At 36.7% G+C, this 18648-nt stretch carries 14 protein-coding genes; 11 read left to right on the forward strand and 3 right to left on the reverse strand.

Annotated features, from left to right (window positions below; translation table 11 throughout):
- Positions 1-27: 27 nt before the first annotated feature.
- Together NSS71_RS01715 and NSS71_RS01720 are read right to left on the reverse strand one after the other, a co-directional pair.
- The gene (locus tag NSS71_RS01715; protein WP_047941506.1) at positions 28-1143 is read right to left on the reverse strand and encodes an ABC transporter ATP-binding protein; all 1116 of its coding nucleotides are present in this window, start codon (positions 1141-1143) and stop codon (positions 28-30) included.
- Positions 1144-1481: 338 nt separating this feature from the next.
- Complete coding sequence (locus NSS71_RS01720) at positions 1482-2720, reverse strand: helix-turn-helix domain-containing protein (protein ID WP_186325626.1); 1239 nt, start codon at positions 2718-2720, stop codon at positions 1482-1484.
- Between the two features lie 206 nt (positions 2721-2926).
- On the opposite strand from NSS71_RS01720, the gene NSS71_RS01725 reads away from it, so the two are divergent.
- From NSS71_RS01725 to NSS71_RS01755, 7 genes are all read left to right on the forward strand, one after another.
- Positions 2927-4240 (forward strand): ABC transporter substrate-binding protein, encoded by a 1314-nt coding sequence (locus NSS71_RS01725; RefSeq protein WP_053215630.1) that lies wholly within the window; start codon positions 2927-2929, stop codon positions 4238-4240.
- Positions 4241-4333: 93 nt separating this feature from the next.
- Positions 4334-5251: a carbohydrate ABC transporter permease gene (locus tag NSS71_RS01730; RefSeq protein ID WP_082138282.1), complete on the forward strand. Its 918-nt coding sequence runs from the start codon at positions 4334-4336 to the stop codon at positions 5249-5251.
- Positions 5251-6078: a carbohydrate ABC transporter permease gene (locus NSS71_RS01735; protein WP_172885229.1), complete on the forward strand. Its 828-nt coding sequence runs from the start codon at positions 5251-5253 to the stop codon at positions 6076-6078. The genes NSS71_RS01730 and NSS71_RS01735 overlap by 1 nt, the downstream gene beginning before the upstream one ends.
- A 24-nt stretch (positions 6079-6102) precedes the next feature.
- A complete protein-coding gene (locus NSS71_RS01740; RefSeq protein ID WP_144544448.1) occupies positions 6103-8142 on the forward strand; it encodes a beta-galactosidase in 2040 nt (679 codons plus the stop codon).
- Positions 8143-8386: 244 nt separating this feature from the next.
- Positions 8387-9754: a 23S rRNA (uracil(1939)-C(5))-methyltransferase RlmD gene (gene rlmD, locus NSS71_RS01745; RefSeq protein WP_412759311.1), complete on the forward strand. Its 1368-nt coding sequence runs from the start codon at positions 8387-8389 to the stop codon at positions 9752-9754.
- Positions 9755-10037: 283 nt separating this feature from the next.
- Positions 10038-10571, forward strand: coding sequence for a cell wall hydrolase (locus NSS71_RS01750; RefSeq protein WP_341151255.1), 534 nt, complete (start codon positions 10038-10040; stop codon positions 10569-10571).
- Positions 10572-10763: 192 nt separating this feature from the next.
- Entirely contained in the window at positions 10764-11315 is a 552-nt protein-coding gene (locus tag NSS71_RS01755; protein WP_047941510.1) for a hypothetical protein, read from the forward strand.
- Positions 11316-11415: 100 nt separating this feature from the next.
- Here the strand turns inward: NSS71_RS01755 and NSS71_RS01760 are convergent, their stop codons facing one another.
- Complete coding sequence (locus tag NSS71_RS01760; protein WP_341151256.1) at positions 11416-12183, reverse strand: IclR family transcriptional regulator; 768 nt, start codon at positions 12181-12183, stop codon at positions 11416-11418.
- Between the two features lie 244 nt (positions 12184-12427).
- Here NSS71_RS01760 and NSS71_RS01765 point away from each other — a divergent pair, with 244 nt between their 5' ends.
- The 4 genes from NSS71_RS01765 (at position 12428) to NSS71_RS01780 (ending at position 18569) form a co-directional block, all read left to right on the forward strand.
- Entirely contained in the window at positions 12428-13336 is a 909-nt protein-coding gene (locus tag NSS71_RS01765; protein WP_341151257.1) for a dihydrodipicolinate synthase family protein, read from the forward strand.
- A gap of 73 nt (positions 13337-13409) precedes the next feature.
- Positions 13410-15398 carry a YjhG/YagF family D-xylonate dehydratase gene (locus NSS71_RS01770; protein WP_341151258.1) on the forward strand — a complete coding sequence of 663 codons (1989 nt, stop codon included), beginning with the start codon at positions 13410-13412 and terminating at the stop codon, positions 15396-15398.
- A gap of 92 nt (positions 15399-15490) precedes the next feature.
- On the forward strand, positions 15491-16885 hold the full coding sequence (locus tag NSS71_RS01775) for an MFS transporter (RefSeq protein ID WP_341151259.1): 1395 nt from the start codon (positions 15491-15493) through the stop codon (positions 16883-16885).
- A 115-nt stretch (positions 16886-17000) separates the two neighbouring features.
- Positions 17001-18569: a glycoside hydrolase family 43 protein gene (locus NSS71_RS01780; protein ID WP_144544439.1), complete on the forward strand. Its 1569-nt coding sequence runs from the start codon at positions 17001-17003 to the stop codon at positions 18567-18569.
- The last annotated feature ends 79 nt before the right edge of the window (positions 18570-18648 follow it).

Raw genomic sequence — 18648 nt, forward strand, 5'->3', positions numbered from 1 at the left:
ATATTAGGAATGGCTCATCCCTCCTTTTTATTCTCCAATTTGGTCAGCAATATATTCCACAAGACCTGCACGGTTGACAATACCAATAATTTTAGAATGCTGGTCAATTACTGGAATAAAGCCATATTGGGATTCACTAACAAGTTGAAAAGCTTTTTCAGTTGCTTCTTCAAGATGAAGCGTTTTTATATTCGTATCCATTATATCTTTCAAGGTTAATTCTTCTTCTCTATATCGTTTTTGTACCTCCCACACATTCGCTATTCCGAGAAAGGTATTAGATTTGTCGACGACCACTAGACTATCCACACGCTTTCTTCTCATTAATTTTAATGATTCTGCAAGACCGCGAGACTCACCGGCTGTTACAGGAGGAACCATTAATTTTGCTAATTTAGGTAAAGAAATATTTTCTTGCAAACGATCTTCTCCAATAAAATTGCGGACAAATTCATTTGCTGGGTGACGTAATATATTTTCTGGCCGATCTAATTGCACAATTTCTCCGTCTTGCATAATACAAATTCGATCCGCTATTTTAAGGGCTTCATCCATATCATGTGTAACAAAGACAATTGTTTTTTTGATATCCTGCTGCAAGCGGACTAATTCATCTTGCAATTGTTCGCGGCTGAGAGGGTCTAAGGCACTGAACGGTTCATCCATCAAGATTATTTTCGGCTCTGCCGCAAGGGCTCTAATAACCCCAATCCTTTGCTGCTGTCCACCGCTTAATTCAGAAGGGTAACGATCACCAAATGTATCAGGATCTAACCCGACCATTTTCATTAAATCATTAATTTTGTCTAAATATTGTTCTTTTTTCCATTTTTGGAGTCGAGGAACGAGCGATACGTTTTCTTTAATTGTCATATGGGGTAACAAACCTATTTGCTGAATGACGTAGCCAATAGTTCTGCGGAGTTTTACAGGATCCTCTGTGGAAATATCCTTTCCTTCGATCGTAATGGAACCACTAGATGGTTCTATAAGTCGATTGATCATTCTCATCGTAGTTGTCTTACCAGAACCACTTGGGCCAATTAGAACAAGTAATTCTCCTTCTTTTACCTCGAAGGTAATATTCTTTAGCGCTTTAAATCCATCTTGAAACGTTTTGGTTACTTCTTTAAATTGAATCAATTTCTACGAACACCTCCAGACCTTTCTTTAAAACTAATTACCCGTTTTTGCTAACTAACTAACCACCTTTTTATAAACTATTTATGAAAGACATTTACTATTATATCATTATTTTTAGAAAAAAAAGACCGAAAAGGAATGATTAAGGGAATAATAATTAGAATTTTCAATCAAATAACATAGGGGATAATAATAATGTAATTAAATTTTGGAGAATCTTAGATTGAATATCTTACAAGCTATTCGTTACCAATATTTATTTATAAGAAATATTTAATACGGACAGGGGTTATCCTAACACAAGTAAATAACTATTGGATAAGCCCTAATTCTATTCTCTATAAAAAATTAACCGTATTCTTTCTAAATTGTTTAGGAGTAATTCCGGTATACTTTTTAAATACTTTCGTGAAATAGCTTTGATCGGTAAAATTTAAAAGGGCATGAATATCAGATAAGGAATGTTCTGCAAAAGTCATCAGTTTTTTTGCTTCCTCAATTTTCATTTGCTGTATGTATTCACTAATAGGAATTCCCACTTCTTTTTTAAATAAATTGGATAGATATTTGGGGCTGATAGATAAATGCTCTGCAATGGACTGTAAGGTTAATGGTTCATAGATATGCTTGTAAATATAGTTTCTGCATTGAAAAATAGGTCGCGAATAATTTTCCCTATTTGTTTTAGCTACTTTATCTGCAAATTCATACAAGATATTTTCTGTGAAGAAATGAATGTCCTTTAAATCTTGTAATTCCTCTAAGTCTTGAATGTAGCGGTCTCCTAAAGAATAGGCGATTTCAGGATGAAGACCGCCTGTAATGGCCGCACGGGTTGCAAGGGTAATGGTTGCAATAGTTAAATTTTTTTGATTTCTTACTTCATTTTTTTTAGAAAGCTTTCCAAAATGAAAGGAAGTGCTTTCTTTAAAGGCTTTCCAATATGCAAGCAGATTTTCTTTTTGTCCATCTATAATAAATTGATAGAGTTTTTTCTCCGCAATAGGATCATGATGAAAGGAGGAATTTTGGTGTGTTTCTAATATGTATTTATTTGCAGTCTTTTCATCATTTAAATGATTGGGCAATTGCATTTTTGGTAAGGTAATGTCTTTGTCATAAATCTTGTTATTGTATAAAAAATAGATAAGTTTGCAGATTTGTCCTAATTTCGCAATGCTTATGACGGGAAGAGAATAATAATAGTCGCTTAAAGCATCTTCCAAACCACTTTGGCGATAGGCAGTGATCAAGTTATCTATCAGCAGTCTACTTGGCCGTTTAGATAAAACAGGGCCTAAAATAATGGTACCTAAGTTGGTAATTGGAATGATGGATACGTTTTCATAAAAAGGTGTACCTATTATGGCGGGAGATAGAGAATTCTTTCCATTACTAGGTATGACCTGTCTGTAAAAGGATTGTTTAGAAGAATAAAGAGGATTAATTAGTTCGTTCGCTGTTTTTTCTGCCATTATAGTTCCTTCATTATTAAGTAAAGTAATTGAGATATTTAATATATCTGTCATTAAATTACATATATACTCCAAATTCTTCATATTTAGACGATTTCCCACTAGATTCTCCTCCATTAAATTGAAAGTTGTCAAAATTTAAAGAGTGATACGGTAGTTAAAATACCAAAATAATAGAAATTATACCATAACCATCTTTGATATCAGTATATACTTGGACTACTTAGGTAAGCGCTTTCTATTCATTTTGTTTCCTTTTTAGATTTATAGAAAGCAGAAAAAATCTCTATCAAAAGGAGTGGAACTTTATGAGGAAAATCTATGGTTTTGTTTTATTATTTCTACTTACGATTGTGTTGGGGGCATGCAGCAATAGCTCCTCAACGAGTACAGAAGATCTAACCATTCCGGATAATCCAGAGGATATAAAAGGAGATGTCACCGTCTGGGCCTGGGCATTGGAAGCAAATTATTTAGAAAAGGATGTACTTCCTGCTTTTAATAAGAAATATCCTAATGTAAACGTGAAGATTGAGCATATTGGTGTTGATCAAGTATACCAAAAGGTTAGTGCGGGTCTTTCATCAGGTGGAAGCGGATTACCAGATGTAGTACAGGTAGAAAATAATCGTATTCATTCATTTACAGATGATTTTCCAGATGCATTTACGAATTTAAGTTCACTTGGCTTTGATAAACATGAAAATGAATTTTCTAAGTCGAAAATAGATGGGTTAAAGGATAAGGATGGAAATATTATTGCAGCACCAAGAGACTTAGGACCAGTGGGTGTTATCTATCGGACAGATATTTTTGAGGAGGCAGGAGTTGACCCAGCGACTATTAAAACATGGGATGACTATATCGAAGCGGGGAAAAAGGTTGTTGCTCATACGGGGAAGGCATTTCTTGGAACAGATGGAGATGGATTGCTTAGAATTATGCTGCAGCAGCAAGGGGGCTATTACTTTACAGAGGATGATAAATTAGATCTTACTTCAGACGCAGCCAAAAAGGCCATTGATATTTTGCAAAAAATGAAGGATGCAGAATTAATTATCTATACAAATAACTGGGATGGCCAAGTAGCAGCAATGAAAAATGGAGAGGTCGCAACACAGCCTGGTGCTGTCTGGTGGAGTGGAACGATGATTGAACAAATGCCTGAGCTGTCAGGTAAATGGGGCATGTTCCAACTGCCTGCTTTTGAAGAAGGGGGAGGGAGAGCTTCTAATGATGGAGGATCTGCCTTAGCGATTCCAAGTAAATCGGATAATAAAGTAGCAGCATATGTGTTTGCTGAATTTGCATCAACAGATGTAGAATCACAAATTAAGGCACTTACGAATAGAGGATTATTCCCAGCGTTATTAGCAGCATATGAAGAGCCGGTTTTCAGTGAAGAACAAGAATACTTTAATAATCAAACATTCTTTAAAGATTTTGCTGATACAGTAACAGATATTCCATCTGTTAATCACAGCAGTGCAGAGTTAGAACTCAGATCCATTATGACAAGTCAAATGGAAGCATTTTTACTTGAGAATAAACCAGCAGCACAAATATTGGAGGATGGAAAGAAACAAGCTGAGCAGCAAACTGGATTGGAATCGAGCAATTAAAAACCATTTTTGCTAAAGGATTAGAGGCTGACTTTTGAGAATAGCATTTGAACCTATTTTTGAATGCAGCCTCTAAAAAGGAGGGGGAGAAGAATGTCGGATAATAAAATGCTAGAAACAGGAACAAATTCATTAACTATAAAAAAGAAAAAACAATTTATCACGCCTAAGACCGTTCCTTATCTATTTGTTGGTCCAGCCTTGCTATTGTTTATTGCTTTTACGGTTTATCCTATAATTGCTTCTTTTCTATTAAGCTTTCAAACAAAGGTTGCAGGTGTTTATACTTTTTCTGGGCTTGCAAACTATACGCGGCTTTTCAGTGATCCGCTCTTTTACAAAGCGCTTGGCAATACATTTATTATTTTGCTAGTGCAGGTTCCGATTATGTTATTCCTAGCCGTCTTATTAGCGAGTGTATTGAATTCTAGTTTATTAAGAATGAAAGGTTTTTACCGGGTCGCTTTTTTTACTCCTGCTGTTACTTCATTAGTCGCAGCCTCTATTATTTTTGTATTGCTGCTAAATACAGACTACGGTTTAATTAATTACTTATTCACTTCGATCGGCCTTGAGAAGGTTCACTGGCTGACAGATCCTTTCTGGGCGAAGGTCTCCCTTATTCTAGTAACAACTTGGAGATGGACTGGCTATAACATGGTTATCTTATTAGCTGGTTTGCAAAACATCCCGAATAGTTTGTATGAAGCAGCTAGTATAGATGGTGCCAGTACAATCAAGAAATTCTTTTATATCACGATTCCACAGCTTAAGCCCGTTCTGTTATTTACTTTTGTAATGTCAACAATTGGCTCCTTCCAATTATTTGATGAGCCGTACAATTTAACAAATGGCGGTCCAAATAATGCGACAATAACGATTACTTACTATCTTTATAATCAGGGCTTCAGTTTCTTTAATTTTGGTTATGCATCAGCCATTGCTTATGTAATTGTGCTCTTTATCGCGGTTCTATCATGGATTCAATTTAAGGTGGTGAGGAATGACTGATGGCAAAACAGAAACGTATTCAAAAAATATTTATGCATCTTTTTTTACTTATTGGTGTTGTCATTTCGATTGGTCCATTTTATTGGATGCTTGTAGGGGCAACAAATCCTTCAGGCGATGTGCTGGCCTTTCCTCCAAAATTGATCCCTGGTGATTATTTGCTGGAGAACCTACGAAATTTAAGCAATTCTATCGATATTGTCAAAGCAGTAACTAATTCATCTATCATTGCCATTGTTTTTGTCGTAGTAAGTTTATTCATTTGCTCTGCAGCAGGCTATGCTTTTGCGAAATTTAAATTTAAGGGGAGCAATCTGATTTTTGCATCCTTTTTATTGGCGATGATGATCCCCTATCAAGCTACGATTATTCCACTATTTCAAATTTTTGGATCGATAGACTGGATTAATACGTATCAAGCGATTATATTGCCGCAAATATGCTATCCCTTTGCTATCTTTTTGATTAGGCAAAATATGCAGGGAATACCAGATTCCTTAATAGAAGCAGCAAGAATAGATGGAGCTGGAGAATTCTTTATCTTTTTCAAAATTGCTTTACCAACAATGAAGCCTGCTTTAGCGGCTGTTGGGATTTTCCTTTTTACCCATCAATGGAATAATTTTATGTGGCCATTAATAGTGATGACAACACAGGAAAATTATACTTTGCCAGTGGCTTTGTCCACTTTAGCTGGTCTTAATTCCATTGATTATGGACAATTGATGTTAGGGACAGCTATTTCGGTAATCCCAGTAATGGCCGTCTTTCTTATCCTGCAAAAGCACTTTATTTCCGGTATTTTAGGTGGTTCGATAAAAGAATAAAGAATATAGATAGGAGTGCAAATAATGACGAAAAAATGGACGGCGGAAAAATTAACACTAGGTGTTTGCTATTATCCAGAACACTGGTCAGAGGAACTGTGGGAAGATGATTTTCGAAGAATGAAGGAGGCAGGATTTACCTATGTTCGCATGGGGGAATTTGCCTGGACGATTTTTGAGCCAGAAGAAGGAGTATATTCTTTTGCTTTATTCGATCGGGCGATTGAAAAGGCCCATAAATTAGGCCTGAAAACAGTGCTCGGAACTCCAACGGCAACACCGCCAGCATGGCTCACCCATAAATATCCCGATGTATTGAATGTATCTCAATCTGGTATAGCTTACCAGCATGGCGCTCGTAGACATTATAACTACAATTCGGAAAACTACCGGAGACTAAGTTCGGCTATTGTGACAGAAATGGCAAAACATTATAGCTATAATCCAGGGGTTGTCGGGTGGCAGATTGATAATGAACTAAATTGTGAAATAGATGTTTTTTATTCCGAGGCCGATCATTTTGCTTTTAGAAAATGGGCAAAGGAAAAGTATCAAACGCTAGATCAATTAAATGAGGCATGGGGAACTGTTTTTTGGAATCAGACATATACCAGCTGGGACCAAGTCTATTTAACTCGTACAACGGTTCCCAATTCTCCGAATCCCCATCATATGTTAGATGAAAAGAGGTTCATTTCTGATAGTGCTATTTCTTATGCAAAAATGCAAGCAGACATTATTCGGAAATATACAAGCAATCAGTGGGTTACCACAAATGGGATGTTTAAGCATCTCGATAATCATAAGCTGACGAATGAAGTGTTAGACTTCTATGCTTATGATTCCTATCCTAATTTCGGCAGAGTCTTAGAAGATAAGAGCGATAAGCCTTTACGAGACCGGAAATGGAGCTGGAACTTAAGTGTCGTCCGCAGCATTTCCCCTAATTTTGCTATTTTTGAACAGCAGTCTGGTCCAGGCGGATGGGTAACACGACTAGAACAGCCGTCGCCTAATCCAGGACAGCTTCGACTTTGGACCTATCAATCGATTGCACATGGTGCAGATTTAGTTATGTATTTCCGCTGGAGAACAGCAACGAAAGGAACAGAAATTTATTGGCATGGCATTAATGACTATCATAATCTGCCTAACCGCCGTATAAAAGAAGTAGAGCAAGTAAGCAAGGAGATTCAACTAATAGGAGAGAAGATAGCAGGAGCGACTTATCAGGCAGAGATAGCGATCGTCACTAATTATGATAATGAGTGGGATGCGGAATTTGATAAGTGGTCTGGACCTTTTGCTTCCCTTAGCATAGAGGCATGGTTTAAAGCGCTGCAGTATAACCATGTACCTGTAGATGCCTATAATCTAAATAGAAACTCTAATCTAGAAGAGTTGAAAAAATATAAAGTACTGGTGTATCCTCATGCAGCGATTGTATCAGAACAAACAGCGAATTTGCTGGAAAGGTATGTAAAGCAAGGCGGCAAATTAATACTAGGCTGCCGAACTGGATATAAGGATGAAACAGGTCAAGTCTATATGAAAGCATTCCCAGGTTATCTAGCAGCTCTTACGGGAATATCGGTAGAGGATTTTACAAGGGAAGCGCCGTTTGAAACTACTCCAATCGTAATCTACAAAGATAAAACAGAGATTAAGACTAGAGGATTTTATGAGACTTTGAAAGTCGAATCAAAAGATACGGAAGTAATAGGGAGGTTTTCTGACTGTTATTTTGAAGGAAAGCCCGGCCTGGTTAAGCACCAATTTGGAGAGGGAGCTTGTTATTATTTTGGAGGCGTTTTTACTATCGAGCTTGCTGAAAATTTACTCGAAGAAATACAAATTAATAATTATAATAATAAGTTTGATTTACCTGAAAGTGTAGAGTTGTCCATACGCAAGAAAGAAGGAAAAGCATATGTTTTCTTATTAAATTATTCCCATGAGATGCAGGAACTGGAGGTAAAGGAGGAAATGACCAATATTTTAACAGGAGAGAAGATACATCAGAAGATACAATTAAAGGGTTATGATGTGCTTGTGTTAGAGTAGAATATCAGGGGATAAATAGGTTTAAGGAGGGACGTTGTAAATAAAGCAACGTCCCTTTTAAATTGCTAATATCTGCAAAATAAAAATTATTATTTTCATATTGTATGATTGTCCTTTATACTAGGGAAGTATGTTAAAAATAGAGTAGCTAGATCCCTCAAAGAAATGATTCTTTTCAAATAAATTAAGCTAGTGAATTTTTGTAAGGAGGAAATGTCGTTTGACCACTATTGAAAAAGAAACAATGATTGTTGAAATTAAGAATGTTGATGAAAAAGGTGCTGGACAGGCAGTTGTTTGGCGTGAAAATGAATTAGGAAACAAAAAAAAATTAAAACTAACAATTCCGCAAACTTTACCAGGTGAAAAGGTAAAGGTAACAGTTGATCAGCCTCACAGAAGACATCGAAAAGCGATGCCAGAAGAAATCTTAGCTGCACATGCGGAAAGAATTGGACCAGCTTGTCCACATTTTGAAAAATGCGGCGGATGTGTTTGGCAGCATTGGGATTATAATGGGCAATTACAACAAAAAACCAATCATGTAAAACGGGTGATTGAAGAACAAGGATTTGATCCGAGCTTAGTAAAAGATACTATCGGCATGGATGAGCCATGGAGATACCGTAATAAAATGGAATTTACCTTTGCTGCGGATGGTTCTCTTGGTCTGCATGAGCAAGGGAATTTCAGAAAAATTATTTCCTTAGAAACTTGCCTGATTGCTGGAAAAGAAATGGTGGAAGCAGCACTTGAAATAGCCAATTGGGTACAGGAACATGCATTAAAAGGTTATAATAAAGATGCACATGAAGGACTTCTTCGTCATTTAATGGTGAGACAGTCTTTTGCTACAGGGGAAATGATGTTGGCGCTATTTGCGACAGAAGCTCCAGATGGTTCTTTGAAAGATGCAGTGGATACAGTAGTCGCTCGTATTACCGAAAAGTTCCCGCAAGTTAAAAGCTTTATGTGGCTAGAGAATACCGATTGGGCAGATCGTACGCAATCAGAAAAAAGCCATACATTAGCTGGCAGGGATTTTATTTACGATGAAATGGATGGATATCGATTCCGCGTGTGGTTTGATACTTTCTTCCAAACGAATCCAACACAAGCACAAAAATTAGTCGATTTAGCAGTAGAAATGGCAGAACCAAAAAAATCAGAAAATATGATTGATCTATTCTGTGGCGTCGGAACATTCTCTCTTCCATTTGCGAGCAGGGTTGGCAAGCTTGTAGGCATTGAAATTGTCGAAAGCTCGATTGAATCAGCTAAACGAAATGCAGGAGATAATGGTATTGATAATACTACTTTCCTAGCACAAGATGCCCGAACTGGACTAGCACAAGTATTGGAAAAATTTGGCAGACCTGAGTTATTGCTGTTAGATCCACCTCGCTCGGGTGCAGGTGGAAAGGTAATGAGACGTATCGGACGTTCTCAACCAGAAAGAATTGTATATGTATCATGTAATCCGGATACCTTTGCTACTGATATTAAGCAGCTGGAGCCATTTGGATACACGTTGAAAGTGGTTCAGCCAGTGGACTTATTCCCGCATACGGTCCACGTCGAATGCTGTGCATTATTAGTAAGAAATAATTAACATTTGGGAAGCTGATTTCAGATTTTTTCTGCTATCAGCTTTTTTATTGTTATAGATAGAAAATGGGGTTGTATTAGTATTGTAGAATCTCCATTTTAAAAAAAATTATCCCCTATGTAGGGGAAATATGAGCAATTGGAGAAAGAGGAATTGTAAATATTTAGTTATTTCTCCCAAATACCCCGGCAAATATTACAGTTCTTCCAACAATTATGCAATGAGTTTTGTTTCCAAACCTGTTAGCCTTGTATATGGGCCTGTTAAAACAGGAGGTATACAAAAAATGAAACAGTTATTATTTATTGCAATTATATTCACTTTTATTAGTGGTTCTTATATATATATACCATCTATTGCAAATGCAGAAACAATTAGTAAGGAAGAAACAACAACTGTAGCGACAAGAAAATTTGCTGTTGATAAAAAAGAAAATGTAAAAGCTTCTGATGAATCAGCAGACATAACAAATAATGAAAAAAAATTACTGGCCCGTCTTGTTCATGCAGAAGCGAAGGGTGAGCCGTTTGCCGGTAAAGTAGCAGTAGCTGATGTAGTACTAAATCGTCTAGATGATAAGCAGTTTCCTGATACAGTAGAGTCTGTCATCTATGAGAAAAATGCTTTTCAGCCTGTTCAGAACGGTTCCATCGATAAAGCAGCGGATAAAGAGTCCATGGAAGCAGTAGAAGAAGCATTAAATAATGGTAAGGAGAATAAAGAGCTTCTTTACTTCTATAATCCAGATACAGCAACAAGTGATTGGATTTTTACAAGAAAAGTTATTAAGTATATAGGAAATCATGCATTTTCTATTTAATAAGTATTAATTAGTTAATTATTTTGCCATTATTTCATATATTTGTAGTAGTAGCTGGGGAGATTTTCGAATAGAATTTCTCCTTTTTTTATTTAAAATTCTTTATTAATTATAGCTAATACGCGAAAAAGGAAAATATTTGAAACTTTTTTAAATACTATTCGTATAGTTTTTTATTGAGGAGGTGATGTGGTGAAGAAAAGTAATCATCGTATATTCATAATCGCATTATTTCCTTTTCTTCTTATTTTATTAGTTGGATGTACTGAGAAAACAGTTAAGGACACAGATCCATACATACAACCAGTAGAAGCAGTTTTACAAAATGCTTTAAATGGCCCGAAGGATGAGTTAATAGAAATATGGAACAAACAAAAGGAAAGCAAAGTAAATGGAGAAGAAAAGCAGGCTGCTCTAGGAGAATATGAAGAAGCAGTCTTTAAAGATTATTTTTCTAATCAAAAATCCTATAATGATTTCATTACAAGATATGGAACGAACCTAATGATGGAGCCGTATAAAAAGGATTATAGTCTTAAGGTGAAAAATATTGAATTCGAAAGAACAGATTCGAAAGGAAAGATTTATAACTTTTCTATATCATTAGCATATCATAAAAAGGGCATGGATGAGCCAAAAGTAAAACAAGTAACTGGGCAAGCGAATGTAAATGCTGATTATAAAATTGAAAGAATGTTAATCCGTGTAAATGATTTATGGGGATCATTTGATAAGAGAAAGTAAAAGCTGCTATGTTAATGAAGAAGTGGATGAAGATAGCGTTAGAAAAAGAGATGTAATTATTCGGGTGAAATGATAAGAGACAGGCAAAAATGCCTGTTTCTTATTTCATTGTAATTCCATATCGCATTTTTTCCGATAATTCTTTTCCCGTTGTTTTCAATAGCAGTAAATAGTCATTAAGGAGATCATCGCTTACTGTAGAAACTAATGTTGAGATGCTAAGCGCTGCTAGTATTTGTCCATGTTGATTTAGAATTGGTACCGCGATACAGCGGACACCTAGTTCATTTTCTTGATTATCCACAGCATACTCGTTATAACGCACCTTTTCTAATTCCATAAGGAAATCTTCTTTCTTGGTAATAGTCCGGTTTGTTGCTTGTGTAAACAGATAGTTATCTAGTAGTGAATGAATTATATCTGGAGGTTGATACGATAACAATAATTTTCCGATTGCTGTACAATGGAGGGGAATTCTTCTCCCAATCCGAGAGTACCGAATAACAGAATTAGCCCCTTCTTCCTTGTCAATGTATACACCTGCATTCCCATCAAGAATACCTAGATGGCAAGTTTGGCCCGTCTTTAGTGCTAACTCAACGAGATATTTATTAGCTATTTGCCTGATGTTTAAAGTATTGATAACTAAATTCCCTCTTTCAACGAGCTTTAAGCCTAATCGATATTTTCCATTTTCAGAATTTTGATCAATATAGCGAGATTGCTGCAAAGTCTTTAATAAAGAATGTACTGTACTTTTATGAAGCCCCATTTGTTCGCTGATTTCCGTAATCTTTAATTCTACGGTGTGATCGTTAAATAAATCTAATATTTGAAGTGCACGTTCAACAGATTGAATGATTGGCATAATATCTTCTCCATTTTTGCTTTATAATATCTAACTATTTCCTAGGATAACAAACATTATAGTGTACTTTTACATTAATACAGCCATTTCAAAATAGCAATCTCTATTTGTAAATTAGAAAATATTCAAAATTAACAAAATGTAAGTGTTTACTTTTAAGGGCTGTATGTTATAATCAATTCACACAGACTAAATAATAGTATTGAGTTTTATAATGTAAAACAAAAAGGAGAGATAAGAAAAAATGACCGAACTGAATCGATTTAAAGGCATTATTCCGCCAGTGTCAAGCATTCTTGATAAAGATGGTAATCTGAAAGAAGGCGAAATGGCGTTATTAATTGATAGACTAATTGAGGAAAAAGTAAATGGCTTATTCTTTTTAGGTACTGGTGGAGAATTTTCGCAAATGTTTGTAAAGGAGAGAAAGAGGATTGCTGAATTTGCTGTTAAGTATGTTGCAAAAAGAGTTCCTGTCTTAATTGGAATTGGCAGCACGAATACAAGGGAGGCAATTCTGCTCGGTCAGCATGCGGAACAAATAGGCGCAGATGGAATTGTTGCTATTAATCCCTATTATTGGAATTTGACCAAAGAGAATTTATATACCTATTTTAGTGACATTGCAAAGTCCGTTAAGCTGCCAGTTTTACTCTATAATTTTCCCACCCTTACAGGGCAGGATTTAACACCTGATTTTGTGAAAGAGCTTGTTCTAAATCATCAAAATATAGTTGGTATTAAAGAAACGATTGATTCTATCGGACATATTCGCGAAATGAATGATAAGGTAAAAATGATTAATCCTGATTTTTCTGTTTTTTGTGGGTTTGATGACCATTTATTTAATACGTTACTGCTTGGAGGAGATGGAGCAATAACAGCTAGTGCAAATTTTGCACCACAATTATCAGTTGGTCTGTATAATTCCTTCTTAGCAGGGGATATAGAAAAAGCAGTTTCTTTGCAGAAACAATTAGCTATATTGCCACAACTATATAAAATAGATAGCCCGTTTGTAAATGTAGTGAAGGAAGCAACGAAATTATGTGGTATAGATATTACAACCGAGGTGTTGCCTCCTGCTAAAGCGCTCAATGAAGAGAAGAAGCAGCAAGTTAGGGAAATTTTAAAACAGGCAAATTTATTATAAGAAAAGGTGATAGATTGCTTTTTTTGAAATGATTATTTGTTTACTAAACAAACAAATATTGGAGGGTGATAGGATGACATTACCATTTATATTTGAAAACGAGAATAAATCCCTTTATGAAGTAAAAACGAATGCAAAGGGGCCAACTGGAAAGCTGCCACTTACTGCACAAATGCTGGAGGATTCGCCGAGCGGGGATTTATTCGGACTTAGCCAAAATGTAGGAATGGGATGGAAACCGAAAGATTTATTAGGAACAGAAGTCCTTATTCTAGGTACAAAAGGTGGTATAAGAGATCATAATGGTGAGCCAATCGCGCTAGGGTACCACACAGGACATTGGGAAGTTGATATCCTCATGGCAGAGGCAGCTGCAGAAATTCGAAACCATAAAGGTGTTCCTTTTGCGGGTTTTGTTAGTGATCCTTGTGATGGTCGTTCGCAAGGAACATTAGGAATGTTTGATTCTTTTCCTTATCGAAATGATGCTGCAATTGTTTATCGGCGTTTAATTCGTTCATTGCCTACTAGAGAAGCAGTAATAGGCGTTGCAACGTGTGATAAAGGATTACCTGCCATGATGATTGCGCTTAGTTCTATGCATGATTTGCCAACTATTATTGTGCCTGGTGGTGTTACTCTGCCTCCAGCAATTGGGGAGGATGCAGGAAAAATCCAAACAATTGGCGTACGATTTGTGAATAAAGAAATTAGTTTGAAGGAAGCGGCAGAACTTGGCTGCGTGGCATGTGCTACACCAGGAGGAGGCTGTCAATTCCTTGGTACTGCTGCAACCTCGCAAGTAATTGCGGAAGCACTAGGCATAGCAGTCACTCATTCAGCACTTGCTCCTTCTGGACAAAAGATTTGGGCAGAAATGGCAAGGCAGTCAGCAAGAGCTGTTTTAGAAATGGAAAAGAATCAAATTACAACAAAGGACATTATTACAGACAAAGCAATCGAGAATGCGATGGTTCTTCATGCTGCTTTTGGTGGTTCAACTAATCTTTTATTACATATCCCAGCTCTTGCACATGCTGCCAAATGTAAAATCCCCACAGTAGATGATTGGGCAAGAATAAATCGCAAAACTCCACGTCTAGTAAGTGTTTTACCTAACGGACCAGATCATCATCCCACAGTTCGTGTTTTTCTTGCTGGTGGTGTACCAGAAGTAATGCTTCATTTACGAAAATTAGGGCTTTTACATGAAGATGTCCTAACTGTTACTGGTCATACTTTAGGAGAGAACTTAGATTGGTGGGAAAAATCCGAAAGAAGAACGCAATTAAGGAAACGTTTATTAGAAGCAGATGGAGTCAATCCTGAGCAAGTAATTATGGATCCAGCTACAGCAAAAGCAGGAGGGCTCACTTCCACTATCACCTTTCCAAAAGGGAATATTGCACCAGAAGGATCTGTTATTAAATCGACTTCAATTGATCGCACTGTAGTAGGAGAAGATGGAATCTATAGACATACAGGAGCAGCAAAAGTATTTACATCTGAGAAATCAGCTATTACTGCAATAAAAACTGGGGGCATAAAAGCTGGAGATGTAATGGTCGTAATGGGAGGAGGTCCATCTGGAACCGGAATGGAAGAAACCTATCAATTAACGTCTGCTTTGAAATATTTGCCTTTTGGCAAATATGTATCTTTAATTACGGATGCTCGTTTTTCAGGTGTCTCAACTGGAGCCTGCATCGGTCATATCGGTCCGGAAGCATTGAGTGATGGACCAATCGGAAAGCTGCGAAATGGAGATTTAATCGATATTATGGTTGATTGTGAAAACTTGATAGGAACAGTTGATTTTATTGGTACAGAAGATCAACGATTGTCAAAAGAAGAGGCGGCATCCGTTTTAAAAACAAGAGAAGCACATCCAGATCTTAAACCAGACCCTAATTTGCCGGATGATACAAGGCTTTGGGCGGCACTGCAAGCGGTTAGTGGCGGGACATGGAGAGGCAGTGTATATGATGTTGACCGAATTATTGAAGTATTGGAAGCAGGGAAGAAGGCTTTAGCGAAAGAAGAAGGTTCTTTGACAAGATAGTTCCACAGTATCTTAGTAGAAGATAGCTCTGGTTGTCGTTGTAAGTTTAAATTAATTGTAAGCGTGAACAAAGCAATGGATGGAGGATTAAGATGTCGACCAATTTACAAAGGGAAGAGGTTACTCCGACACAAAGTGCACCAGCTGGTGAAAAGATAAGTTTAATAGAAAGATTAGGGTATGGTTCTGGTGACTTAGCTAGTAATTTTATCTGGCAAGCAATGAGCATTTTTATTGTATATTATTTTACAGATATCATTGGCATTGCAGCAGGAATTGTAGGATCCATTATGTTGTTTTCCCGGATATTTGATGGGATAACAGATGTATTGATGGGTTATGTCATAGATAAGACGAAATCAAAGCATGGTAAGGCTAGACCGTGGCTATTATGGCTTGCGATCCCTTTTGCAATCTCAGCTGTATTACTGTTCACCGTTCCAGATGTAAGCACTGTTTGGCAAGTTGTTTATATTACGATTACCTATAATTTAGTATGCCTTGTCTATACTGGTCTAAATGTACCGTATGGAACCTTAAATTCCTTAATTACACAAGATCAATACCAAAGATCTGTTTTAAATGTCTTTCGTATGAGTCTTGCATTAATAGGATCACTTATAGTTAGTAATTTGACCCTCCCACTTGCAAATGCCTTTGGAGGTGGCCAATTTGGATGGATTGTAACTTTCCTTATTTTTGGATCGATTGGCAGTATTCTTTTCTACTTTTGTTTCAAATCAACTACTGAAAGAGTTAAGCCTGCTAGCAAGGAACAACAGCACAATCCCGTAAAACTAAAAGACAGCTTAAGAACGCTTGGGAAAAATAAGTATTGGGCACTTGTGACGACATTTATCTTTATGACCTATATTTTTAACGCCTTAAATTCTGGGGCAGTCATTTATTTTGCTCAGTATATTTTAGATGACACCCTTCTTGTTGGACTTGTAACAACAGCATATACAGTGTTTATCCTTTTAGGAATGGTGATTGTAGCACCAATTACGAAACGATTTGGTAAAAGGAATGCCATTATTGTTGGGGAAGTAATTACGTTAATCGGTTATCTAATTATGTTAATTGACATCACCAATATAGCTTTAATTGTAGCCGGTACGATAATTCGAGGAATCGGTAAAGCGCCGATTAATGGAAGTATGTTTGCGATGCTAGGTGACACGATCGAGTACGGGGAGTGGAAAACAGGAATTCGAAATGAAGGTATGGTATATAGCGGCGGAAGCATGGGTATCAAAATCGGTAGTGGATTAGGAACCGCTATTATAGGATGGGTATTATTCTATGGAGGATATGTTGGCGGCGGAGGCACGCAATCGAATGCAGCATTGCTTTCTATTCAATCCCTGTTTATTTACATTCCAATGGCAATTACTGTTTTCTTAATTATCCTCATGCTATTCTATCGTTTAGATAAAATCTATCCTCGTATTATTAGTGATCTAAAAGCTAGAAGCGCAAACTAATTTCTAACATAATATGTTATAGCAATAGTTGAAGCTATTGGGAACGTACTAGTTTTGTAGATTCCTTTCCTAATTTACTTTAGAATTTACCAATGTTAAGAAAAGGGGTTATGAAATGAGTAAAATAATCAATCCAGTCTTGCCAGGCTATCATCCTGATCCTTCTATTTTGCGAGTTGGAGATGACTATTATATAGCGGTCTCTACTTTTGAATGGTTTCCAGGCGTACAAATATATCATTCTAAAGACATGATTAATTGGAGATTGCTAACATATCCATTAACAAGAGAATCCCAATTAAATATGATTGGAAATGTCAATTCAGGAGGAGTTTGGGCGCCCTGTTTAAGTTATTCAGAAGGGATGTTTTTTTTAATCTATACAGATGTAAAAAGTAGAATGGGAGCTTTTAAGGATACACATAACTATTTAGTGACAGCTGAAAATATTGAAGGGCCTTGGTCTGAGCCGATTTATCTTAATAGTAGTGGATTTGATCCTTCCTTGTTTCATGATGAGGATGGGAGAAAATGGTTAGTCAATATGATTTGGGATTTTCGTAAAGGAACTAATTCTTTTGCAGGAATCGCCCTGCAGGAATATTCTGTAGAAGAAAAAAGGCTAGTGGGACCGGTACAAAATATTTTTAAGGGCTCAGAGATAGGTTTAACAGAGGCACCTCATATATATAAGCGGAATGGCTATTATTATTTAGTAACAGCAGAAGGAGGAACTTGGTATACCCATGCGGTTACAATAGCTAGGTCAACGTCTTTATTTGGTCCATACGAAATAGATCCAACCAATCCAATCTTGACATCAGATGAGAACAAAAAAGACCAGCTGCAAAAGGCAGGTCATGGAAGCTTGGTGGAAACACAAAATGGTGAGTGGTATATGGCACATTTATGTGGGAGACCAGTTGTCGATAAAAAATGTATATTAGGGAGAGAAACGGCCATCCAAAAATGCTATTGGACAGCAGATGATTGGCTGCGTGTTGAAGGAGGACCAAATCCATCCACTATTGTGGAGGCACCGGATTTACAATTACATCCTTTTGAACAAGAGAGCAACCTTGATGATTTCCAAGGTAATTCCTTAAAAAAATATTGGAACTCATTAAGAAGAACATTTACAGAGGATTGGATTTCACTAACAGAACGACCAGGTTATTTGACATTAAAGGGTGGAGAATCGATGAGCTCCCTCCATCATCAAAGCCTGTTAGCACGCAGACTAGAGAGTTTCACGGTGGAAGTAGAGACAGCAGTTGAATATACACCCGAAAACTTTCAACAAATGGCGGGATTAATTTTTTATTATGATACAGATGATTATGTGTACCTCCGAATTACGACACATGAAACATTGGGAAAATGTATCGGAATTATTGAATCCAAGCATGGGGTTTATGATGAATTACTCGATCAAGATATACCATTAAAATCTACAGGGGAGGTTAAGATAAAGGCAAAAGTTGACCAGCAATGGCTACAATTTGCTTATGCAGAAGAAGATGAATGGAAGAATATCGGCAGTAAAATCGATATTAGTCATTTATCAGACGATGATGCAGATTATATACGTTTCACTGGAACCTTTGTTGGGATATGTACACAAGATTTAAGCGGGCAAAAGAAACCAAGTTATTTTTCATACTTTAAGTATGATGAGTTGTAAAAAAGAATATCAGAAAAGGGTACTGTGAAGTTTACAGTACCCATCTTTATGTGGTAAGAAAAGGAATAGTTAATCATTA

It is taken from the genome of Niallia sp. FSL W8-0951 (genome assembly GCF_038006525.1).
Classification (GTDB): domain Bacteria; phylum Bacillota; class Bacilli; order Bacillales; family Cytobacillaceae; genus Niallia; species Niallia circulans.